Source organism: Tepidibacter sp., assembly GCF_025210165.1.
Lineage (GTDB): Bacteria > Bacillota > Clostridia > Peptostreptococcales > Peptostreptococcaceae > Tepidibacter_A.
Window position 1 is genome coordinate 33,109 of sequence record NZ_JAOASI010000046.1, and the last position, 23,909, is coordinate 57,017.

Below are 23,909 nucleotides of genomic sequence, written 5' to 3' on the forward strand. Positions count from 1 at the left end.
GATATGAAGGATTATGGTATTTATATAGTAACAGATAGTAAAATACTAGAAGGAAGAGATTTTTATAAATGCATAGAGGATGCATTAAAAGGTGGAGCTAAGACAATTCAGCTTAGGGAAAAGTGTGCAACTGGAGCTGAATTTTTAAAAAAAGCAATTAAATTAAGAGAGTTAACTAAAAAGTATAATGCTATGTTTATTGTAAATGATAGAGTTGATATTGCTATGATATCAAATGCTGATGGAGTACATGTAGGACAAAGCGATATAGCAGTTTCTTATGTAAAGTCTATAGTAGGAAAAGATATTGTAGTAGGAGTATCTGTAGCAAATATTGAAGAAGCTAGAATAGCTAAATTAAATGGAGCAGATTATATAGGTGTAGGAGCTATGTTTAATACTTCTACAAAGGTTGATGCAAGGAGTGTGAGCATAGAAACACTTAAGAATATAAGAAAAGAAGTTGATATTCCAATAGTTACTATTGGAGGTCTTCAACTGGATAATATAGATGTATTAAAACAATGTAATATTCAAGGATATGCAGTTGTATCTGCAATACTAGGAGCAAATGATATAAAGAGTGAATGTGAAAAGTGGTTATCAAGAGTAAAATAGCTCCATCGACAGGGGGGAGGTCGTCGATGGAGCTAATCTAGGAATTAATTAAAGCTTATTAATTCCTCAGTAGATTAGTTATATTATTTACAGTTATAGATTTTATATACATTTATTATAAAAAACTTGTTCTTTAAAAGAATCTTAAATGTAAACTTTTTTGAAACTCATAATGGAATTTATATTTATCCATAGATTAAAGAGGAATATAATTTCCTATTCGTTATAAAAAAGTATATAAAAGGTTTAAATTCTTGTAACAAAGTTGTGACAAAATTCCTTTAGAATAAAGTTAAGAAATAAAAAAACTTAATTCGAAAGGAGAAATAAAAATGAAAACAAGTTTAAGAGTGAAAAAATTACTTAGCGGAGTTTTAATAGGAGGAACATTATTATCATCTGTTTCAGGAGTTGCTTTTGCTAATGAACTTAGCAACTTAAATCCTACAAATAAAGCACCTTTTAGAAGTCAAATGAATAAAGGTATGGGTTCTAAACATCATGGCTTTAAGCAAAAGAAACATGATATTAAAAAAGATATAAACACATTAGTTGAAAAGGGCATTTTAACTCAAGAAGAAGCGGATAAATTAAAGGACTCAAAGGAACAAAAAAGAGCTAAAATGCAAGAAGCTACTAAGGATATGACAAAACAAGAAAAGTTTGAATATATGAAAGAAAATAAGCCTCAAAATAAAGGCAGTATATTTGCAGAGTTAGTTGAAAAAGGATTATTAACTCAGGAAAGAGTAGATGAAATACGAGATAATATTCATCAAATGAAGTTTGAGTTGAACAAGCAAAGACGTGAAGAACGATTAAATAAATTAGTAGAAGATGGTATAATAACTCAAGCTGAGGCTGATAAGTGGATGGAATTTAGTTATAAAAAAGCAGAAGAAAGAAAAGTAGAAATGGAAAAACTTAAAGATATGACACAAGAAGAAAGAAAAGAATATTTTAAGGAAAATCATAAAGAAAAAGGAGAACGTCTAAAGGAACTTGTAGAAGCTGAGGTGATATCACAAGATGCAGCAGATAAAATAAAAGAAACTCATAAAAATGATAGAAGACAACATAGACAAGGAAATAAAATGGACAAAAAAATGATGCAAAACTTTTAATAAAAAATTCCTCTACTCCCTAACACAGTGACTTATGATCCTAATATATATAAAAGACTCTCAAATGCGAGAGTCTTTTTTATTGAACTGGAATATAAAAGAAAAAATTTGAAACAATCAGAAAAGTTGTCGGTTGTTGACAAAAAAATAATAAACATGTATAATGATAAAAGATTGTATACAAAAACTTAGGGGGGCATTATGAGTGAAAAAAAACGTATATCGTTAGGAGTATCACTTATACCGATATTTTCATTGGTATTATTTTTAGCAATAGCAGTATTTAAATTTGAAGCATCTCCACATATACCTTTAATAGCAGCATCTGCTGTTGCTGGTCTTGTGGCAACTTATATAGGTTATACTTGGAAAGAAATAGAAAGCGGAATGCTAAAGAGTATAAATATGGGAATGCAAGCAATACTAATACTTATGATAATAGGAACTATTATAGGTACTTGGATATTAAGTGGTGTTGTTCCGTCAATGATATACTATGGACTTCAGATATTATCACCATCTATATTCTTGGTTGCTACAGCAATAATATGTGCGGTTGTAGCACTTTCAACTGGATCTTCTTGGACAACTGTAGGAACTGTTGGTATAGCACTTGTTGGTGTTGGTAAGGGACTTGGAATGCCAGAACCAATGATTGCAGGAGCTATAATATCGGGTGCTTATTTTGGAGATAAAATGTCTCCTTTATCTGATACAACTAATTTAGCACCTGCAATGGCAGGAGCTACATTGTTTGATCATGTAAGACATATGCTTTATACAACTGGACCTTCGTTTTTAATAGCACTTGTTATATATGGAGTGCTTGGCATGAAGTATGCTGGAGGAGATGTTGATTCTCAGAGTATTAATTTAATACTTAACACTTTAAATAATCAGTTTAATATAAATCTTATGCTATTGGTACCACCGCTTTTGGTTATAGCACTTGTTATATTTAAGGTACCAGCTATACCTGGACTTGTAGGAGGAACTATAATAGGAGGTATATTTGCTATTGTGTTCCAAGGTGCAAATTTTGAATCAATTTTAGTAGCAGCTCAAAGTGGATTTGTATCTAATACTGGAGTTGATGTTGTAGATCAGCTATTAAGTAGAGGTGGACTTGATAGTATGATGGGAACTGTATCATTAATATTATGTGCACTTAGCTTTGGTGGTATATTAGAAAGCACAGGTATGCTTGAATGCATGGCAGCTAATATATTAAAGTTAGCAAAAGGTACAGGTTCATTAATACTTGTTACTGTACTATCTTGTGTATTCACTAACCTAGTTACTGGAGATCAATATTTATCTATAGTTGTTCCTGGTAGAATGTATAAAGATGCATATAGAAAAAGAGGACTACATCCTAAGAATCTATCTAGAACACTTGAGGATTCAGGAACTTTAACTTCTGCATTAATTCCATGGAATACATGTGGAGCGTATATGTCAACAACACTTGGAGTTCATCCATTTGCTTATATGCAGTATGCATTTTTAAATTTAATTAACCCTATAGTAGCCATTGTATATGGATACTTAGGAATTACAATAGAATATGTAGATGAGGAATTCTTTGAAGAAGAAGCAGTTATGTAATTCTACCTAAGTCATTTATTAAACTCTTGGAAATATTATTCCAAGAGTTTTTTACTTTTTCTTAACTTATATTTAACGTGAATTTAACAATATTAATATATAATTTTGATAAGATTAAGAAGGTCACTATTTGACGAAATTAGTAAAAGTTTTAATTGTAAAATTGAGGAGGAATAATATGGCTGTAGAAATAGTAATGGGAATAATTGGAGGTCTAGGATTATTTCTATATGGAATGAATTTAATGGCTGCAGGACTTCAAAAGGCAGCAGGAGAAAAATTAAAAAAGATTATAGCTATGCTAACTACTAACCGATTTATGGCTGTTTTAGTTGGAACTTTTGTTACTGCTGTTATACAAAGTAGTAGTGCAACGACTGTTATGGTTGTTGGATTTGTTAATGCTGGGATAATGAAATTGACTCAAGCTATAGGAGTTATAATGGGAGCAAATATTGGTACTACAATTACAGCTCAACTTGTGTCTTTTAAATTAACTGATATAGCACCTGTTGCTGTCGGAATCGGTATGATAATATATTTATTTTCATCTAATGAACGAAACAAGAAGTTTGCAGAAATATTAATTGGTTTTGGTATACTATTTATAGGTATGGATTTTATGAAACATGCTGTTAAGCCTTTAAGAGAGGTTCAAGCTTTTACTGATGCATTAGTAAGCTTTGGACATAATCCTTTACTTGGTATATTAATGGGATTTGGACTTACTGTAATAGTTCAAAGTAGTAGTGCTTCTATGGGAATACTTTTAGCTCTTGCGTCTGAAGGATTAATGCCATTATCATCAGCACTTCCTATATTATATGGAGAGAATATAGGAACTTGTGTCACTGCGCTTTTATCTAGTATAGGAGCTAGTAAAAATGCAAAAAGAGCAGCTATTATGCATTTAACATTTAATATAATAGGTACTACTATATTTGCTTTGATACTAAGTACTCCTATAACTGCAATTGTAACTAAGTTCAACCCTACAGATGTTACAAGACAAATAGCGAATGCTCATACTTTGTTTAATATTATAAATGTTGTAGTTCAGTTTCCATTTGCAATGTTTATAGTGAAAATTGCTATGACTATAATACCAGAAAAAGAAGATGAAAAAGAATACAAGCTTACTAAGTATATAGATGATAGAATTCTTGAAACTCCATCAATCGCTCTTTTAAATTCTGTAAGAGAGAGTTTAAGAATGGGTAAGAAGGCTAGAATATCATTTGAATCATCTATTAATGGACTTTTAAATAAATCTAGAAAAGAAGTAGATGAAACTTTTGAAAAAGAAAGAAAAATAAATGAGTTACAAAAAATTCTTATTGAATATTTAATGAAACTATCAAATAAAGATTTATCTGTAAAACATAGAGAAATAGTAGATGGATTATTTCATATTATAGGTGATATAGAACGAGTTGGAGATCATGCTGACAATATAGCTGAACTTGCTGTAGATGTTATAGAAAATGATATAGTTTTTTCTGATAGTGCTACACAAGATATAAAAGACATGTTTGAAAAGGTTATGTTATCGTACAAAACAGCACTTGAAGCTATGAAAAATGCAGATATAGATTTAGCTTTAAGTGTATTGAAGATAGAAGAAGAAATAGATAAAATGGAAAAAGTATATAGAAAAAATCATATATATAGACTAAATAACAATAAATGTAATATAGAATCGGGAATAGTATTTTTGGAGTTAATAAGTAATATGGAAAGAATAGGAGATCATGCTTCTAATATAGCTAAATATGTAATCGATGTAAATCCTAATAGTTAAAAAATAAAAAGGCTAGCTTAGAATTTTCTAAGTTAGCCTTTTTTGCTTTAAAAAAACAAAAAAAGAAAAAACCTAGCTTATACTAGGCTTTCTTTCCAATAAATATATATTAAAATATATAATTATTATTATAACTTAACTACGTTAGCAGCTTGAGGTCCTTTTGGTCCTTCAGTTACTTCGAATTCAACCTTTTGTCCTTCTTCTAAAGTTTTGAATCCATCAGTTTGAATTGCTGAGAAATGTACGAATACGTCTTCTCCACCATCTACTGTTATGAATCCGAATCCTTTTTCGCTATTGAACCATTTAACTATTCCTGTTTTCATTTATAAAGCCTCCAAAAAAATTATTCTGTAACTCTGTTACACATGTTCCGTAACTATATTACTAATATAGGATAACATGTATACTTAGTGTTGTCAAACTTTATATTTAATATACATCTATTTATTTTTTATTGAACATACAATTATAATATGAACTTTAATTTAGCAAAATTGAAATAAATATTATTTTAATCCGAAAGCTAAAAGTTCTAAGACTCCATCCTCTTAAGGCTGGAGATAAGAACTTAACAGCTTCACCTAAATGAAGTATTACTTTATAAGGAGGGGAAATGGGTTGGATTTTGAAGTTATAGTTAAATATCACGGTAATTTATCAAAAATAGAAGAAGATTTGGAGGTTGTTGTTGAACTTTTAAATGAACGGTTTGCAATAATTACTTTAAAAGAAGAAGATATACCTAAATTACTAGATTATGAAGAGATTGAATATATAGAGAGACCTTTTATTTTAGGACCAAGTTTAACAGGTTCCCAAGCAAGTGGAATAGATTCTTTCAAAAGTACAACAGGTCTTACTGGTGACGGGGTTATAATAGGAATTATAGATTCTGGAATAGATTATACTCACCCTTATTTTATTAATGAAGATTCTACATCAAAAATAATAAGTATATGGGATCAAACAAGAGAAGGTAATCCTCCAGAAGGATTTAAAGAAGGGTATGTTTACACAAATGAAGATATTAATAAAGCACTTGAGGGAGAAGAAACTATTCCTTTTGTAGATCAGGTAGGGCATGGGACACATGTAGCTGGAATAGCCTCCTCTGCAGCTCCCGATGCCGATATAATAGCTGTTAAGGTAGGAACTAAGGGAATAGAGTCATTTGCTAGAACAACTGAGTTTATGAGGGCTGTAAAATATATAATAGATGAAGCAGAGAAATTAGGTAAACCTGTGGTTATAAATATAAGTTATGGAACTAATGAAGGTCCTCATGATGGAACTTCTTTGTTTGAAGAGTATTTAGATGATATGTCACAAAGATGGAAAACTTCTATTGTTGTTGCAGCCGGTAATGAAGGTGATAAGGGACATCATAAGTATATAAAGCTTGAAAAAGATGTATCAAAACCAATTGAATTTTCTGTAGGCCCTGGAGAAAGAGAACTTGATATTGCTATATGGAAGAAATTTGCTGATGATTTTACTTTTAAAGTTGTAAATCCATCTGGTGTGTCCAGTCCAAACATTGGAGAAAACTCAGGAGAAATAAACGCTATGTTAGGAAATACTAAGATGACATCTTTTTTTGTTCCACCAACTCCATATACATTAAGAGAACAGGCTAGAATTAATTTAAAAGGAAATCCATATATTCAAGAGGGGATATGGAAGATAATAATAGATGCCAGTGAAGTTGTAGAAGGTGATGTGGATGTATACCTTCCTATATCAGAGAAATTAAGCAAAAACACTAAATTTTTAGACCCAAGTACAGAACTTACAATAACAACTCCAGCTACCGCTAAACGGGTTATATCTGTTGGAAGCTATGATCATAAAACAGATACAACTTCATCTTTCTCGGGAAGAGGTGATGTATCAAGAAATATAGTAAAACCTGATATAGTAGCTCCTGGTGATAATATTGTATCTAGTTTTCCGGGAGGAGGATTAGCGGCTCTTTCAGGAACTAGTATGGCAGCTCCACAGGTAGCTGGAAGTATAGCGCTTTTAATGGAGTGGGGGATAGCTGATGGAAATGACCCATTTTTGTATGCTGATAGGATTAAAGCTTTAATATTAAAGAATGCTACAAGAGATAAGAGTTTTTTAAAGTATCCAGATCAAATTTGGGGGTATGGTGAATTGAATTTAAAAGATATTAATACACAGGGTTTTAGGAATTTATATAGAAATGACAATAATTATAGGGATGAAGGCGATGGTTTTAAAGAGTATGTAGTAGAATATCAAGGCGATATAGGAGAAGAATTAAATAGAATGGGTATAGATAAAATTCAAAAGATAGATGATAGATATGCAGTAGTATATGTTCCTGATTATCTTAATGCAGAGATATTAGTAGAAAGAATAAATAATATAGTTGCTGTAAGAAGGCCTATGAGAATGGTACCTCTTATAGATAATAGTGTAGAAGAAACTGGGTCTAAATTTTTTCACAATCATCCGTATATTCCTCAAACAGGAAGAGGTGTTTTGGTAGCTATAATTGATTCAGGTATAGATTATTCTCATCCTGATTTTATATATGAGGATGATACTTCTAAAATAGTAAGTATTTGGGATCAAAATTTAGAAGGAAATCCACCAGAAGGATTTGTATTTGGAAGAGAATATACAAGAGAAGAGATAAATGAAGCAATTCAAACTGGAGGAAAATTAGAAACTGAGGATGAAACTGGTCATGGAACATTAGTAGCAGGAATAATAGGTGGGCGAGGAATGGTAGATGAAAAGTATGTAGGAGCAGCTCCTGATAGTGAATTTGTGGTTGTAAAATTAGAAGATCACAATGGGCATTATAATTCTTCAGATTTAATGCTTGGAATAAAATATGCATATGAAAAGGCACAAGAGCTTGGTATGCCGTTAGTTATAAATATATCTGTAGGAACAAATGAAGGAAGCCATGATGGTAAAACTATGTTAGAGAATTATATATATGAATTAACTAGATATAGAGGAGTAGTAGCTGTTGCAGCAGCAGGAAATGAAGCAGATACTAAAACTCATTATAGTGGAAAATTTAATAATACTGGAGAAGTACAAGAAGTAGAGCTTAAAGTAGGAGAAAATCAAGATGATTTAGAAGTTTATTTTTGGGGTAAAAAGCCTGATCGAATATCTGTGGGTTTGGTTTCTCCAACTGGAGATAGTATTGATAAAATACCAGCCAAATTAAGTGAAACGGAACTTGTAAAATTTACAATGGAAGGTGCTGAAACAAATATAACTTACAAATTCCCAGATGAGCTTACTGGAGATGAATTTATAGGGATTTCTTTTGAAAATATAAAACCTGGAAATTGGATTATAAAATTATATGGGGATTATATTGTAGATGGAAGATATGACATGTACTTGCCTAATAGAGAATTACTCTCAGAAGGAACTGAATTTTTAAAGGCAGACCCTTACGGAACTATAGTCACTCCAGCTACAGCAGAAGCTGGAATAACAGCAGGAGCTTATAATCATGAAGATAATAGTTTGTATAGAGCTTCCTCAAGAGGTCCAACCAGAGATGATAGAATAAAACCAGATATAGTAGCTCCGGGGGTTAATATAACATCAACTACTCCAGGCGGAGGATATGGACCTATTACAGGAACAAGTGCAGCAGGAGCTCATGCTGCAGGTGCTGTAGCACAGCTTTTACAGTGGGGAATTGTAGAAGGAAATGACACTAGAATGTATACTCCAAAGGTTAAGACTTATTTAATAAGAGGAGCTAATATGAGAGAAGGTGATGAATATCCTAATATATCTTGGGGATATGGCTCACTTAATTTGCGACGTGCTTTTGAAAAAATAAGATATGTATCTGATTGGAGATATTCATCACAAGTTAAAAAAACATATAAATAAGGAGTGAAGCAATTGCTTCACTCCTTATTTATGCTTAAGGGGATTATATTCCTAGTTTAATTCTGCAATTTTAGTAACAGCTACATAAATATCAGAAATTTTAAACCAAGTACGAAAATCTACTGTTCCTGTAACTGGCAATCTAAATATTTCTTGAAAAACTCTTACAGCTTCAGCAGTTGAATCTCCATATACACCATCTACTTTCATTTTAGGTATAGCAGGATAGTTCTGTGCTATTCTATTTAACTGCATTTGTATTGTCCTAACTTCATTTCCACTTGAACCAATTCCTAGAGTATAACCAGGATAAGAGGTAGGAACTCCTGTCACTACTTGAGCTCTTTTAAATGCTATGTTAGGTCCATAAAAAAATCTTAATATTTCATCATAAGACTTACCTAAATCTCCTTGATATTTACTGCCCCATTGAGTCATCCATGTAGGACATTCAATTCGAACACCATCACAGTACTGAGAAAGAAGAGGTTGCCTTCTATCTCCTGGTCTACTAAAGTATAGATTGAATATATCGTCTACAACTAAACTTATGTTTTCAAATATATTTCTTCCATATACCCATTTATGATCGAATGCTGTTGATGATGTTATAGTATAATTTTTTCCTTTTCCTCTATACCATTCTGTAAAAACTCTGTTTAGAGTAAATGATACTATAGCACATACATTTGCGTATATTGTGCTTACTGGCCATGTAGAATATATTTCTGATGAGGCCACATTTTTTATATAATCCTTATATCTAACCCAATAATTAGGAGCAGAATCATCATCTGGTGAACCATCGTGTACTATGATGTATTCTGGAACTTGAGGAAAATCTAAAACTACAAATCCTGTAGGTGGGGGTATAATTTTATTTGGAGTTTCTGGAATTTTTGGAGGAAATACCCCCCATAGCGTGTGTTCACTAATAACTACAATTTCGGTTTCTTGTCTCATGAATCTAGTGTTTTCTATTTTATCAAGCTCTATGCCTTGAATAGCAAGTTCTGTTGCTAGGATTTGAATACCATCTACTACAACATCTACATATCCATCTTTTATAACCTCTACTACGTAGGTGCTATAAGGTCTTGTATCTGATGGCTTTTGTGAGTATTCAAGGTCAGGTGCTGGTAAATCTATAATGGGTGTTTGACCAAATTCATTCGTAGGAAGATTTTCTGCTAAAGTTTTTTGAGTATCAGTTTCTGTTGAATAAATATTAACTCTACAACCTGATATCGGAGTTTTAGTTTTACTATCTATAACTTGAACTAATAATCTACCAGTTTCCATTATTACATCACCTTCCTAACATCAAATAAGTTTTCTAGAATATACCAAGTAGGAGCTATTTCAGTATTTAAAACCCAATAGCCAATACCTTCAAGATCCATATCTCTTGCAAGTTCATGTTTGTATAATTGGCTTAGAGCATCTTCAAAATGAACTTCATGAAGATCATTATTACTATCTGTATATCTAAAATATGGAGTTTTAGATTCATTATTCCACATTATTTGAGCATTATTGTCTATTGCTAGTTTGTAGGCATTTTCAAGCGTTACTGTTTGTGCAGACTCTTGTTTATATTTATAGACAAGCCAATCGTATCCGTATAAATTTACTCCCATATAGATTACCTCTTTAGGCATTTTGGTTATAGCATAATCGAGTACTTTTTTTACATTAGGAAGAGGAGCTATAGGTTGAGGGTCTCCACCTACCCATCCCCATTCATAAGTCATAATATATGCTATATCTAGGTACTTTCCTAGTTCTTCATAGTCAAAGAATCCAACCCAAGGCCTATCAGACCAATCTTCCCATTTAGGAGCTATAGCCATTCCAAGTACTTTATTATTTTTATGAAGTTTCTCAGATAGTTTTTTAACAAATTCATTAAATAAACCTCTATCCTCTGGATATAGATTTTCAAAATCTAGAACAACTCCTCCATAGTTATTATCTATAGTTAACTTAACTATGTTGTCTATTAGTTTATCCATATTATTTGTTAAAACTTCTCTTGCTAAATCTTTATTGAAATTCTCTCCATCAAAATTAGTTATAACAGGTAGTGGGCTTATATTGTTATCTAATATAAACTGGGGCAAACCATCTGGAATCTCACTAATTAAATTTCCGTCTTTATCTGTTCTCACATCAAATATAGCCATATAAGTTAGTTGGTCTGATATTTGTTTTATATAATCATAATATTTTTCATAATCTTCTCCTGGTTGAAAAAAAGGTAGAGTAGAAATAGATTGCCTTTTGTTGGAAGTAGGTATTCTAATAGTTTGACCAGGATAAACTACATATGGAGATTTTAAATTGTTTATATTTATAATATCTTTGTAATCTACATTGAATTTTTTAGCAATCTTATATAAAAAATCACCGACTTTTACTTTATATTCAAAATAATCGTTATTAGGTTTATTAGAATTTGAAGGTATTAAAAGATTCATACCAACAGCTAATTTATCATAATAGGGAAGATTATTGGTTTTTACGATATCATCTATACTAACCTTGAATTTATTTGAAATATCATAAAGGCTGTCTCCTTTATTGACTCTATAAATTTCCATTTTATCCCTCCTAAATTAAACTATTATATAATATGAAAAAAATTATATTTTGTTAAGCTATTTTGGTAATAATAAAATTAAATAAAGTTTTTGGAGGAAAAATATGAATATTAAACTTTTGATTACAGCAATAGCACCGTCAATTGCACTTTTAATTGGAATATACCTTACTGATAGATATGATAAAGAACCACCAGAGCTTTTAATAAAAGTATTTATATTGGGATGTTTATCTGTTATTCCAACTATTGTAGTTGAAAAAATATTAGATAGATTTAATATTTTTTCTGGTATAATGTGGCCTTTTTATACAGCATTTATAGTTGCTGGATGTACAGAGGAATATTTTAAAAGGTTGGTAGTTCTAAAGAGTGCATTTAAAAGCCATCATTTTAACGAAAAGCTTGATGGAATAGTATATTGCACATTTGCATCCCTTGGATTTGCAACTGTAGAGAATATAATGTATGTTGTGTTTAAGTTTAGTTCAAATCCGACTATAGGAATAGGTAGGGGATTATTTTCTGTTCCATCTCATATGCTATACGGAGTAACTATGGGTTATTACTTATCTCTTGCAAAATATTGTGTTATGGAAGAGGGGGTTTGTAAAAAATATCTTAGAAAATCTTTAACTATGCCTATAATACTACATGGTATATTTGATTTTATCTTGATGTCTAATATGCCTATACTTATGGCCTTATTTATACCTTATGTGATTTATTTATGGAAGATAAATTTAAGTAAATTAAATAAGTATACACAAGATTCAAAAGATAGATTTGGATTTATAAATAAAATACAAAAAGAATAAAGTTAAAAAAATAAAATTATAATGTTTAATTTATGATATTATTATATTGAGACGATTTTAAGATGGCAAAAAAGAAAAATTTAACTAAAAATATTTTGGGGGATTTCATGAAAAATAAATTGTGTAAAAATTGGATTATACTGGCTACTATTGTTTTCTTCATATATATATTGGCTTTAAATAATATATCTCTTAAAGGGGATACTCAATCTATTATATTCGATTTTTTCACTAAAACACTAGGGTATATACTATCTTTACTTTGTATTATAATATCATTCAAGTTGAAGACTATGTATCTAAGTATTGGATGGGTGTTTTTCTCTATATATCTACTTGGTGATATTATGAATATAATGGGATATGATATAGTGAATAACTGGGAAATGAGTATTTTATTTAATAGTTCATTATTGATGGGTATAATATTTAGCGTATATGGATTTTTAAAAGCTATAATAAAACGGGAAGAGTTGTTAAAAGAAATAACTCATACTGCGTTTAATGATTCATTAACAGAACTTCCAAATAAAAAAGATATTGAAAAAAATATTCAAAGAGCCTTATTAGAAGATAAAAAATTTACAATATTGTTTATAGATTTAGATAAATTCAAATTTATAAATGATTCATTAGGGCATAGACATGGAGACTACATACTAAAAAAAGTAGCTAGAAGGATTAAAAAAAATATTAGAGAAGATGATTATTTAGCAAGATATGGTGGAGATGAATTTCTTGTTATACTTAATGATATTGAAAGTGAAAATGAAATAAGTGAAATTGCTAAAAAAATAGTTTGTAGATTTAAAAGGCCGTTTGAATTAGAGGAGACCACTGTACACATAACATGTAGTATAGGAATTTGCTTATATCCTAAAAATGGAAATGATATGGAAACTCTTATGGAAAATGTTCAAATAGCTATGCATAAAACAAAGGAAAAGCAAGGGAATGGTTATTTGTTTTATAATGATAATATGCATAGTCAGGTGAAAAATAAATTTGATATTGCAGAGAGTCTTAGAATTGGTATACAGAAAGATGAGTTTATTTTACATTATCAACCTAAAGTTGACATAAGAACCAATGAAATAACTGGAGTTGAAGCGCTTGTCAGATGGAATCATACTAAAAAGGGAATGATTTATCCTAATGAATTTATAGAAATAGCAGAAGAAACAGGATTTATAAAAACTTTAGATAAACATATATTAAAGCTTGCATGTCTTCAAATAAGAAATTGGATAGATAGAGGAAAAGAACCTATAAATATTTCTGTCAATATATCTCCTAAGCTACTTCAGGAAGAAAATTTTATTCCTTATGTAGAAAGTGTAATTGAATCTACAAATATAGATCCTAAGTATATAAGCATTGAAATAATAGAAACAGCTGCTATGGAAGACAAAGAATATGTTTATAATATTTTAAACATATTGAGAAGAAAAGGAATAAAAATACTTCTTGATGATTTTGGTAAAGGTTACTCGTCATTAAGTTACTTAAAAGATTTACCTATAGATAAGGTTAAGATAGATAAATTATTCGTGGATGAAATTTGTTTTAATAATATAAATAGAACTATAATGAAGGCTATTATAGACATGTCAAAAGCTTTAAATCTTAAAGTATTAGCTGAAGGAGTGGAGACTGTAGATCAATTAAATTTACTAGAAGAATTGGAATGTCAATCTTACCAAGGGTATTTATACAGCAAGCCAGTATCCATTGAAAATTTAGAAAAAATGATATATAAGGATGAAAAAAAAGGTGCTATTATATAATAGCACCTATTTTGTAAGTATAGATATTATTTCATCTATAGATGATTCTGTTTTAATTTTGTATGTATTTGCCTTTATAGAATTTCCAAGTTTTAACTCTTCTAATTTTGTTAAAAAATCTTGTTGTGACTTAATTAAGCCTAAACTTTCAAGATTAGTAGCCACTTGAACAGCTGATTCTCCAGATTTTATCTGAAAATATACTATATCTTGTATTGTGATTTTAGAACTATTTTCATCTAAATTTTCATCAGATAAAGTGTTAGTATCTTCAACAGTAGTATTTATATTCATTACCGATTCTTTATCTTTATCAAACCATCCATAGAATTGATATCCTATAGTAGAAACTATTATTAGTAGAACAAAAAATCCTAGTAATAAATCACTTGTTTCATAAAAAATGTCCTTAAATTTTTCTATTGTAATAACCTCCTTTAATATTAATTTATCTTAATTATATTTTAATATATATATATATATAGTCAATAAAAAATCAATTGAAATATTTAATGGAAAATGTTATCCTAAATGTGAAGATTTGTTTTTTATGAAAAGTAAAAACATTTATGAAAAATAAAAACATTAAGAATAAAAGTAAGGGGGAGAAAATATGAAAAATAAGATATCATTATTACTTGTAATGAGTATGCTTTTAACTTTATTTGTACCATCAATAGCTAGTGCAAATGAAGAAGAAAAAACTATAACTATATTAGGAACAAGTGATATGCATGGAAGAATATTTCCGTGGGATTATGCATTAGATACAGAAGATTCTGATGCAGGATATTTAAAGGTTGCAAGTGTTGTAAAAGAAATTAGAAATAATAATAAAAATGTAATATTAGTTGATGCAGGAGATACTAATCAGGATAATTCAATAGAACTTTTCCAGGGAAAAGATAAAAATCCTATAGTTGAAGTTATGAATGATATAGGATATGATGCATGGACTCTTGGAAACCATGAATTTAACTTTGGACTTGATGTATTAGATAAGGCGGTTAAGACTTCAAAGGCAACAGTTTTAGCTGGAAATATATATAAAGAAGATGGACAAAGAGCTTATGATGCTTATAAAATAGTAGAAAAAGATGGAGTTAAGGTAGCTATAATAGGAATGATTACTCCTAATATACCAAGATGGGAAGCATCAACTCCAGACCATTTCGAAGGATTAGAATTTAGAAACCCTGTTGAAGAAACTACAAAAGTTATGAATGAGCTTAAGGGTAAGGCTGATGTATTCATTGGAGTATTTCACATGGGACTTGAAAATGAATATTCAGATTTTGATGGAACAAGAAGTATAGTAGAAAAAAATCCAGAGCTTGATGCTGTTGTAATGGGGCATGCTCATAGTGATGTTCCAGGTGAAAAAGTAGGAGAAACTATAGTTGTTGAGCCAAAGCGTTATGGAAATAGAGTATCTAAAATAGATTTAAAATTAAAAAAAGAAAATGGAAAATGGAATATAGTTGAAAGAATTAGTGAAAATATAGACACTAAAGCTTATGCAGTAGATAAAGACTTAGAAGCTAAATATAATTATGTTCATGAAACATCTAGAAATGATGCCAACATGGTAATAGGAACTGTTACTGATGATTTTATAAAAAATACTCAAGTATTACCTGGTATACCTAAAGCTCAAGTAGAAGATACTGCATTAATAGACTTTATAAATAAAGTTCAAATGCATTATTCTGGAGCTGATATATCAGCAGCAGCAGCTTTTAAGAGTGATATGAATCTTTTAAAAGGTGATTTTAAGAAAAAAGATGTTGCTAATATATATAAATACCCAAATACTTTAATGGCTGTTAAAGTTACAGGGAAGCAATTAAAGGATTATATGGAGTGGTCTGCAAGATATTATAATACATATAAAGATGGAGATGTTACAGTTAGCTTTAATCCTGAAATAAGAGGATATAATTATGATATGTTCTCGGGTGTTGATTATAATATAGATATATCAAAGCCAGAGGGACAAAGAATAATTGATCTTAAGTTTAAGGGTCAACCAGTTACAGATAATATGACGTTTACTATTGCAGTTAATAACTATAGATTTGGAAATATGGTTAAGGATGGATACTTTAAAAAAGAAGACAAGGTTTTTGATTCTTCATTAAAGTATGCAGATGGAAGTATAAGAACTCTTATTGTTAAATATGTTACTGAAAACAAAGAAGTAGTTCCAACAGTTGATAATAACTGGAAAATAGTTGGGGCAGATTTAAATAATCCTTTAAAAGATGAAGTTTACAACTTAGTTAAAGAAGGAAAGATAAGCATTCCAACATCAGAGGATAAGAGAACTCCTAATGTTAAATCTTTAAATATATATGAACTTCAAAAGCAAGGACTAGTTAAGATTGATACTAAAGAAGAACCTAAAAAGGAAGAAATAAAAAAAGAGGAAGTAAAGAAGGAAAAAACTATAAAAGAAGAAGTTAAAAAAGAAGCTGTTGATAAAGAACAAAGCTATATAGTTAAAAAAGGAGATGCTCTTTACAAAATAGCTAAAAAGTTTAACATGGATTGGAATAAATTAGCTGATTACAATAATCTAAAAAATCCAAATTTAATATATCCAAATCAAGTAATTAAAATACCAGTTATGTAATCATAATAAAAAGACCCTTGTAGGGTCTTTTTATAACGAATAGGAAATTATAGTTATCTTTAAATTGTGGATAAGTATAATTTTCGTTATGAGTTTCAAAAAAGTCTACATTGAAAATCTTCAGAAGGAAGGCTTTTTTTATATACTAAGGTAGCATGTGATTTATATATTGCGGATAACTTGTTAAAAATTCACATTTAAGACTGTTTTTAGGCAACAGATTCGCAAGACTTATTGGAGTAATAAACTTATATAAATTTCATATGTCAAAAATTTAATTGTTTTAACAACCTAAATAAAAGGCATATTATATATAACACGAATTTTTACTTTAATAGGAGGTTTATATGGGAAGCATAGATAAAAAATATGAATTTGTAATAACTAAATTTTTAGCAAGGTATAATTATGATGCTGTCATAGATATACTAGAAGAACTTGGGATAAAAGATGGAAATCTATATATATTGGTAAGTTACTGTAAATCATCTGTTAATTTTGATTTTAAGACTGCTGTAAAAAAGCTTGATATGTTAAGTCCACAAATTAAAAATAGAAAAGATATGAAAAAGCTTAGAAATAATTCTATAGATTTGATTGATGGAGATGTTGCTGCTATATTTTCTGAGTTTATAGAGAATATAAGAATAAAGCTTATAAACGAAGAATATATAGACTTTTTAGGAAGAATATATAGATTAAAAGAAGCTTTATTTAAATATGTGTTTGTTCAAAGTCAATCGAACAAAATGAAGATATCTATGTTGGGGTATATGGTATCTAAAAAAAATATATTAAATATACTTCGAAAGAGGTATAATATATATACTAGCAACTTGACTTATGGTATTACTAGATATATAAATAAGAATATGAGAAAGACAAAAAAAATAGTAGAAGTACTAGGAATACTTAATAGTGAAAAATTAGAAAATTTAATAAGGCTTAGAAATGATTGTCCTGTTGGACATGGTTTCAAAGGAGTTAGTAAAGAAGATATAGAACATATATATGGTAAGCCTTTTGAAGTTGTTGATGATTTTATAACAGCATGTGAAAAATTAGATGTTGATATAAAATTTGATAAATATGATGATATAAATAATATAATAATAGAACTTCTAGGTAAATATATAAGAGATAAAGGAGACGTTTATTATGAATGAGAAAATAAAAAGTGAAATTTTAGAGTGGGTAAAGACTATAGGGATAGCTTGTGTATTGGCTTTTTTTATAACTTTATTTATAAGGCCTACTCTTGTTAAGGGGTATTCTATGTATCCTACACTTGAGGAAAATGATTACCTTATAATAAATAAAATACCATATAATATGCATGAACCTAAAAGAGGAGATATAGTTATATTTAAATCGCATCTTACTCAAGAAAATGGTAAAGAAAAGGATTTGGTTAAAAGGGTTATAGGCCTTCCGGGAGATAAGATTAAGGTTATGGATGGTAAGGTATATGTAAATGATGTAGAGATTAAAGAGGGTTATATAAATGGGGATTACACTGATGGTATTATAGATTCTGTAGTTCCAAAAGGACATATATTTGCTATGGGAGATAATAGGCCCAATAGTTTAGACAGTAGAGATTCTAGAGTTGGCTTTGTAAGTCAAGATGAAATAATAGGTAGAGCTTTTATAAGACTTTATCCATTTAATAAAATAGGCTCTTTAAAATAATTATGGGTGTGAGGATAGGATTATCTGCAATGGCATATGAAATAAGGGAAAAAATAGGAGTATGCCAAAAACTAAAACTTAATCATATAGAAGTTGGAATAGACAATCTTGAGGATTGGAATTATTTATATCAGAATAAGGATGAATTAATAAAACACGATATATCAATAGGAATTCACATGCCTATAGAGCTTAATACCTGTGATCCTATAAAAATGGCAAATAAGTTTTGGTTTGATTATTTTTATGAAAACTATAAGATAGGGAAAAAATTAAATGTAAAGTATTATAATTTGCATCTAGGTTATGGTATAAAAAATAAGATTGAAAAGAATCGTATTGGGTATTTAAATAATACAAAGAATTTTCTTTTAAAACTATTAAATAACATAGATAATGTGGAGATATATATAGAAAATACATACTCTAAAAATGGAGACTTTATTAATCTAGGAAATAAGGTATCAGATTTTGAATATTTGTTTAAGAATGTGACAAAATATAGTTTAGGATTTTGTTATGATACAGGTCATAATCTTATAGATAAAGGTGATTATTTAAGCCTATTATCTGATAATATAAAATTGGTTCATTTAAGCGATAATGATGGCAAGGAAGATTTACATTTAGGTTTAAGTGAAAATGGTTTATTAACTGAAAAAGATATAAAAGATATACTAAAAATTAAGAAAAATAAGTATTTAGTGTTTGAAATGAATACTAAGTATTTAGGTGAAAGTATGAATTTTTTTAGAAATATACAAAAAAGCATCTAAAAAATAGAAGAAGGGGGCAATTGCTCCCTTTTTGCACATATACTTATTATACAAACTCTAAAAAAGCAAGGGAGATGATAGCATGAACAAAGTGAAAATCAATATAATGGATGATATTAAAGAGTATGAATCTGGAACTACACTTCTTGAAATAAGTAAAGATTATGAGGAACAATATGACGCGACTATAGTTCTTGGAGTGATAGATAATAATCTTAGAGAATTAACTTATAAAGTTAATAAAGACTGTAGTGTTGAATTTATAGATTTAACAAAGCAGGATGGAATTAGAACTTACATGAGAAGTTTATCTTTTGTATTTATAAGAGCTTGTGAGGAGATGTTATCAGGATGTAGAGTATCAGTAGAACATTCTATGGGAAAAGGACTTTATTGCGAGATAAACTATTATAAGGATCTAAATGAATCAGATATAGATAAGGTGAAAGCTAGAATGAAAGAAATAATAGATGAAGACGTTCTTATAGAAAAGGAAAAGTTGCCTATAGAAGAAGCTATAAAAATATTTGAAACTAATGAAAAGAATGCTAAAGCTGATTTATTTAGATATAAGGAATCTGATACTGTTAGCATATATAAATGCGGATGGATAAAAGATTATTTCTACGGATATATGGTTCCATCTACAGGTTATTTAAAATTATTTGACTTAAAATATCATAAACCAGGAGTTATAATACTTGGACCTAAAAAATATCATCCAGAAAAGGTGGCTAAATTTATAGATCAACCAAAGCATGCACAGGTTTATAAAGAAGCAGAGGAATGGGCAAAAATTATGGATGTTCATAAGGTTGCTATGTTAAATAAGCTAATTGAAGATGGGAATTATGGAGACATTATAAGAACTGTAGAGGCTCTTCATGAAAAGAAAATAGCTCAGATAGCTGATATGATAGTAAAAGATAAAGAAAAGAGTAGAGTTATATTGATTTCAGGACCATCATCATCAGGTAAAACTAGTTTTGCACAAAGATTATCTATACAGCTTAGAGTTAATAAAGTAAGACCTGTATCTATATCTTTAGATGATTATTTTGTTAATAGAGAGGATACACCTAAGGATGAAAATGGAGACTATAACTTTGAGTCTATATATGCTATTGACTTAGAGCTTTTTAATAAGGATTTACAAAAACTTATAAATGGAGAAGAAATACAGGTTCCATATTTCAACTTCAAAACAGGCAAGAGAGAATATAGAGGAAATACATTAAAAGTTAATGAAGATCAGCCTATAATAATAGAGGGAATACACGGTCTTAATGATTTGCTAACAGAGTCTATTCCAGAAGATAATAAATTTAAGATATATGTAAGTGCACTAACTCAACTTAATCTAGATGAGCACAATAGAATACACACAACTGATGTAAGACTTATAAGAAGAATGGTAAGAGATAATCAGTTTAGAGGACATGATGCAGTAAGAACTATTCAAATGTGGCCTATGGTAAGACGTGGTGAGAAAAATTATATTTTCCCATATCAAGAAAATGCGGATGTTATGTTTAATTCTGCTTCTATATATGAATTATCTATACTTAAAAAATATGCAGAGCCTTTATTAAAAGAAATAGATACTAATTGCAAAGAATATAGAGAAGCTAATAGATTATTAAAATTCCTACAATATTTTGTTACAATAGAAGACGAGGGTGATATTCCGCCAACATCAATACTTAAAGAGTTCATAGGCGGAAGTAGATTGGTACATTAGGCAGAAAGAAGGAATATAATTTGGAAAAAATATTACAACAGATAATCGATGACAATAAAAAGTACGCTGAGTATGGAAATGTAGCTACATATATTCCTGAGCTAAGAAAAGCGAATAAGAACGACCTGGGGATTTGTATAGTAGATATGAATAATAATATCTATGAGGCTGGTAATTGTGATAAAAAGTTTACTATTCAAAGTGTGTCAAAGCCTATAACTCTTGCTTTAGCTATTATGGATAGTGGAAAAGATAAGATTTTTTCGAAGGTGGGAATGGAGCCTAGTGGAGATCCTTTTAATTCTATAATGAAGCTTGAAACATCAAAACCTTCAATCCCTTATAATCCTATGATAAATGCTGGTGCTATAATGATAACATCTATGATTAAAGGGAAAAATAATGAAGATAAGTTAAACAGGATAATGAGTTTTTTTAAAAAACTTTCTGGAAATGAAAATTTGAGTATTAATGAAGAGGTTTATATGTCTGAAAAGCTTACGGGGGATAGAAATAGAGCTATGGCATATCTTCTAAAAGGTGAAGGCGTTTTAACTGAGAATGTAGATGAGGTACTTGACTTATATTTTAAGCAATGTTCTATTGAGATAACAGTTAGAGATCTAGCTAGAATGGGAGTTAATCTTGCATCACATGGTGTTGATATTCTTACTGGGAAAAGATTAATAGATGAAGAGGTATCTAAGATAGTAAAAACGTTTATGGTTACATGTGGTATGTACGATGCATCTGGAGAGTATGCTATAAATGTTGGAATACCATCAAAGTCAGGAGTTGGAGGAGGAATTATGGGAACTGTTCCTAATAAAATGGGAATAGGAGTATATGGACCATCTCTTGATGAAAAAGGTAATAGTATGGCAGGAATAAAAGTTATGCAAGGTATATCTCAACAAATGAATCTAAGTATATTCTAATAAATTATATATAAAAAATATTTTGACAATTCCGATATTAGATAATATAATATAAAAAAGTCTTCCTTCTGAAGATTTTTAATGTAGACTTTTTTGAAACTCATAACGAAAATTATATTTATTCACAAATTAAATAGGAATATAATTTCCTATTCGTTATAAAAAAACTAAGTAAAGGTGATGTTATGAAGGATATTTTAGTTCTAAGAGATATTGAACAAATAAAGGCTGTGTCCCATCCGTATAGAGTAGATATACTAGAGGCTTTTGCAGAAGAACCTTTATCAGCTAAGCAATTGTCTGAATTATTATCAGAACCACATGCAAAGGTTAATTACCATATAAAAATATTATTAAATGCAGGTATATTAGAATTAGTAGAAGAAAAAGTAAAATCGGGAATTATAGAAAAATACTATTTACCAAAAGCAAAAATGGTTATTATGGATAAGAGCATCCTAAACTCTGCTGTTTATGATGAAAATGTAGCTAGAACACTAAATCAAGTTTCAATATCTTTGTTTGAGAAGATAAGTGATGATTTTTATAGAGCTGCTGAAAATGATGAAGTTAAGTCTAAGCATGTAAGACATTATAATCAGTATTATTTGACAGAAGAAGAATGTAAGGAAGTAATGGATTCTTTAGAAAAAAAGATTACTGAAATTTTAAAGGGTAAAGATAAAAAGGGTAGAGAAAATACTAGACCATATAATATAACATTAATGGGAGTACCTGATCTTAGAAAAGAAAAGAAAGCAAAAAAATAGACATCGACAATTTTGTTGATGTCTATTTTTTTTGGGTATATTAAAAGGTATAATTAAATTTATTAAGGAGTGATTAAATGCTAGTTATAGGACCACATATATCAATAGCTAAAGGATATTCAAAGGCTGCTAAAGCTGCTTTAAATATAGGAGCTAATACATTTCAGTTTTTTACGAGAAATCCAAGAGGAGGGAATGCAAAAGAATTTAATGAAAAAGATATAGCCGAGTTTCAAAGAATAAGAAAAGAAAATAACTTTGGAGCTATGCTTGCTCATGCACCTTATACTATGAACCTTGGTGGGAAAAAAGATGATGTCTATGAATTTGGAAGAAGAATATTTAAAGAAGATATAAAGAGAATGGATCAACTTGAAATAGAATATATGTGCTTTCATCCAGGAAGTCATGTAGGTGGAGGTATCGAGTTTGGAATAGACAGAATAGTTAATGCTCTTAATGAATCTTTAAGGGAGGATCAAAATATAATTATACTTCTTGAAACTATGTCAGGGAAAGGAAGTGAAATAGGGTATAATTTTGAGCAGATAAAAAGTATTATAGATAAGGTTAAGTATAAGGCGAAAATTGGAGTGTGTCTTGATACATGCCATATATTCTCAGCTGGGTATGATATAGTAAATAATCTTGATGGAGTTCTTGATGAATTTGATAAAGTAATAGGACTTGATAAATTGAAGGTAGTACATTTTAATGATAGTATGATGCCTTTTAATAGTAATAAAGATAGACATGCAGGTATTGGAGAAGGCGAAATAGGATTTAAGGCATTAATGGAGTTTATGACACATGAAAAGCTTAAGAATCTTCCGTTTTTCTTGGAGACTCCTTATGATGATGAGGGGCATAAAAAAGAAATTGAGATGATAAGGGATTTTTTGAAAAAGAATTAACTTAAAGCGAAAACAGAGGGTATTAAAATACCGATAATTCATTAAATATTTTTAATAGAACTAAGCATTACATCTTATTGAATATCCTAAAAGTTCTAAACTCCCTAACGGTCAGACAACGAACTTTCTTAACGGATATTCAAACGATGTAATTCAAGTTCTATACAAAAATATTTAAA

The 23,909-nt window shown here is 29.5% G+C and carries 19 protein-coding genes; 15 read left to right on the forward strand and 4 right to left on the reverse strand.

Translation table 11 applies throughout. The annotated features are described in order from the left end of the window. Positions 1–3: 3 nt before the first annotated feature. The 4 genes from thiE (at position 4) to N4A48_RS08195 (ending at position 5,151) form a co-directional block, all read left to right on the forward strand. Positions 4–618, forward strand: coding sequence for a thiamine phosphate synthase (thiE, locus tag N4A48_RS08180; protein WP_293665393.1), 615 nt, complete (start codon positions 4–6; stop codon positions 616–618). A gap of 332 nt (positions 619–950) precedes the next feature. Further along, on the forward strand, positions 951–1,742 hold the full coding sequence (locus tag N4A48_RS08185; protein ID WP_293665394.1) for a hypothetical protein: 792 nt from the start codon (positions 951–953) through the stop codon (positions 1,740–1,742). 201 nt (positions 1,743–1,943) lie between these two features. Next, complete coding sequence (gene nhaC, locus N4A48_RS08190) at positions 1,944–3,350, forward strand: Na+/H+ antiporter NhaC (RefSeq protein ID WP_293665395.1); 1,407 nt, start codon at positions 1,944–1,946, stop codon at positions 3,348–3,350. 178 nt (positions 3,351–3,528) lie between these two features. Then, positions 3,529–5,151 (forward strand): Na/Pi cotransporter family protein, encoded by a 1,623-nt coding sequence (locus N4A48_RS08195; protein WP_293665396.1) that lies wholly within the window; start codon positions 3,529–3,531, stop codon positions 5,149–5,151. A gap of 128 nt (positions 5,152–5,279) precedes the next feature. On the opposite strand, the gene N4A48_RS08200 is transcribed toward N4A48_RS08195, so the two are convergent. Next, complete coding sequence (locus N4A48_RS08200) at positions 5,280–5,480, reverse strand: cold-shock protein (protein ID WP_293665397.1); 201 nt, start codon at positions 5,478–5,480, stop codon at positions 5,280–5,282. A 295-nt stretch (positions 5,481–5,775) separates the two neighbouring features. Here N4A48_RS08200 and N4A48_RS08205 point away from each other — a divergent pair, with 295 nt between their 5' ends. Beyond that, positions 5,776–9,057 carry a S8 family peptidase gene (locus N4A48_RS08205; RefSeq protein ID WP_293665398.1) on the forward strand — a complete coding sequence of 1,094 codons (3,282 nt, stop codon included), beginning with the start codon at positions 5,776–5,778 and terminating at the stop codon, positions 9,055–9,057. Between the two features lie 51 nt (positions 9,058–9,108). On the opposite strand, the gene N4A48_RS08210 is transcribed toward N4A48_RS08205, so the two are convergent. Beyond that, a complete protein-coding gene (locus tag N4A48_RS08210) occupies positions 9,109–10,359 on the reverse strand; it encodes a peptidoglycan-binding domain-containing protein (RefSeq protein ID WP_293665399.1) in 1,251 nt (416 codons plus the stop codon). A 2-nt stretch (positions 10,360–10,361) separates the two neighbouring features. Beyond that, on the reverse strand, positions 10,362–11,660 hold the full coding sequence (locus tag N4A48_RS08215; RefSeq protein ID WP_293665400.1) for a LysM peptidoglycan-binding domain-containing protein: 1,299 nt from the start codon (positions 11,658–11,660) through the stop codon (positions 10,362–10,364). Positions 11,661–11,763: 103 nt separating this feature from the next. On the opposite strand from N4A48_RS08215, the gene N4A48_RS08220 reads away from it, so the two are divergent. Continuing rightward, positions 11,764–12,477 (forward strand): PrsW family intramembrane metalloprotease, encoded by a 714-nt coding sequence (locus tag N4A48_RS08220; RefSeq protein ID WP_293665401.1) that lies wholly within the window; start codon positions 11,764–11,766, stop codon positions 12,475–12,477. A 107-nt stretch (positions 12,478–12,584) separates the two neighbouring features. Continuing rightward, on the forward strand, positions 12,585–14,264 hold the full coding sequence (locus N4A48_RS08225) for a putative bifunctional diguanylate cyclase/phosphodiesterase (RefSeq protein ID WP_293665403.1): 1,680 nt from the start codon (positions 12,585–12,587) through the stop codon (positions 14,262–14,264). A gap of 6 nt (positions 14,265–14,270) precedes the next feature. On the opposite strand, the gene N4A48_RS08230 is transcribed toward N4A48_RS08225, so the two are convergent. Then, the gene (locus N4A48_RS08230; protein WP_293665404.1) at positions 14,271–14,558 is read right to left on the reverse strand and encodes a hypothetical protein; all 288 of its coding nucleotides are present in this window, start codon (positions 14,556–14,558) and stop codon (positions 14,271–14,273) included. Between the two features lie 319 nt (positions 14,559–14,877). Between N4A48_RS08230 and N4A48_RS08235 the strand changes: the two genes are divergently transcribed. The 8 genes from N4A48_RS08235 to N4A48_RS08270 all read left to right on the forward strand — a co-directional run bounded on the left by N4A48_RS08235 (position 14,878) and on the right by N4A48_RS08270 (position 23,730). Continuing rightward, the gene (locus tag N4A48_RS08235; protein ID WP_293665405.1) at positions 14,878–16,899 is read left to right on the forward strand and encodes a 5'-nucleotidase C-terminal domain-containing protein; all 2,022 of its coding nucleotides are present in this window, start codon (positions 14,878–14,880) and stop codon (positions 16,897–16,899) included. 347 nt (positions 16,900–17,246) lie between these two features. Then, positions 17,247–18,065, forward strand: a complete 819-nt coding sequence (locus N4A48_RS08240; RefSeq protein WP_293665406.1) for a hypothetical protein — start codon at positions 17,247–17,249, stop codon at positions 18,063–18,065. Continuing rightward, positions 18,058–18,591 carry a signal peptidase I gene (lepB, locus tag N4A48_RS08245; RefSeq protein WP_293665407.1) on the forward strand — a complete coding sequence of 178 codons (534 nt, stop codon included), beginning with the start codon at positions 18,058–18,060 and terminating at the stop codon, positions 18,589–18,591. Before N4A48_RS08240 ends, lepB begins: the two co-directional genes overlap by 8 nt. A gap of 2 nt (positions 18,592–18,593) precedes the next feature. Continuing rightward, a complete protein-coding gene (locus N4A48_RS08250) occupies positions 18,594–19,367 on the forward strand; it encodes a sugar phosphate isomerase/epimerase family protein (protein WP_293665408.1) in 774 nt (257 codons plus the stop codon). 82 nt (positions 19,368–19,449) lie between these two features. Then, a complete protein-coding gene (locus N4A48_RS08255) occupies positions 19,450–21,108 on the forward strand; it encodes a nucleoside kinase (protein WP_293665409.1) in 1,659 nt (552 codons plus the stop codon). A gap of 20 nt (positions 21,109–21,128) precedes the next feature. Continuing rightward, positions 21,129–22,046 (forward strand): glutaminase A, encoded by a 918-nt coding sequence (gene glsA, locus N4A48_RS08260; protein WP_293665410.1) that lies wholly within the window; start codon positions 21,129–21,131, stop codon positions 22,044–22,046. A gap of 185 nt (positions 22,047–22,231) precedes the next feature. After that, a complete protein-coding gene (locus N4A48_RS08265; RefSeq protein WP_293665412.1) occupies positions 22,232–22,816 on the forward strand; it encodes an ArsR/SmtB family transcription factor in 585 nt (194 codons plus the stop codon). 77 nt (positions 22,817–22,893) lie between these two features. Next, entirely contained in the window at positions 22,894–23,730 is an 837-nt protein-coding gene (locus tag N4A48_RS08270; protein ID WP_293665413.1) for a deoxyribonuclease IV, read from the forward strand. The last annotated feature ends 179 nt before the right edge of the window (positions 23,731–23,909 follow it).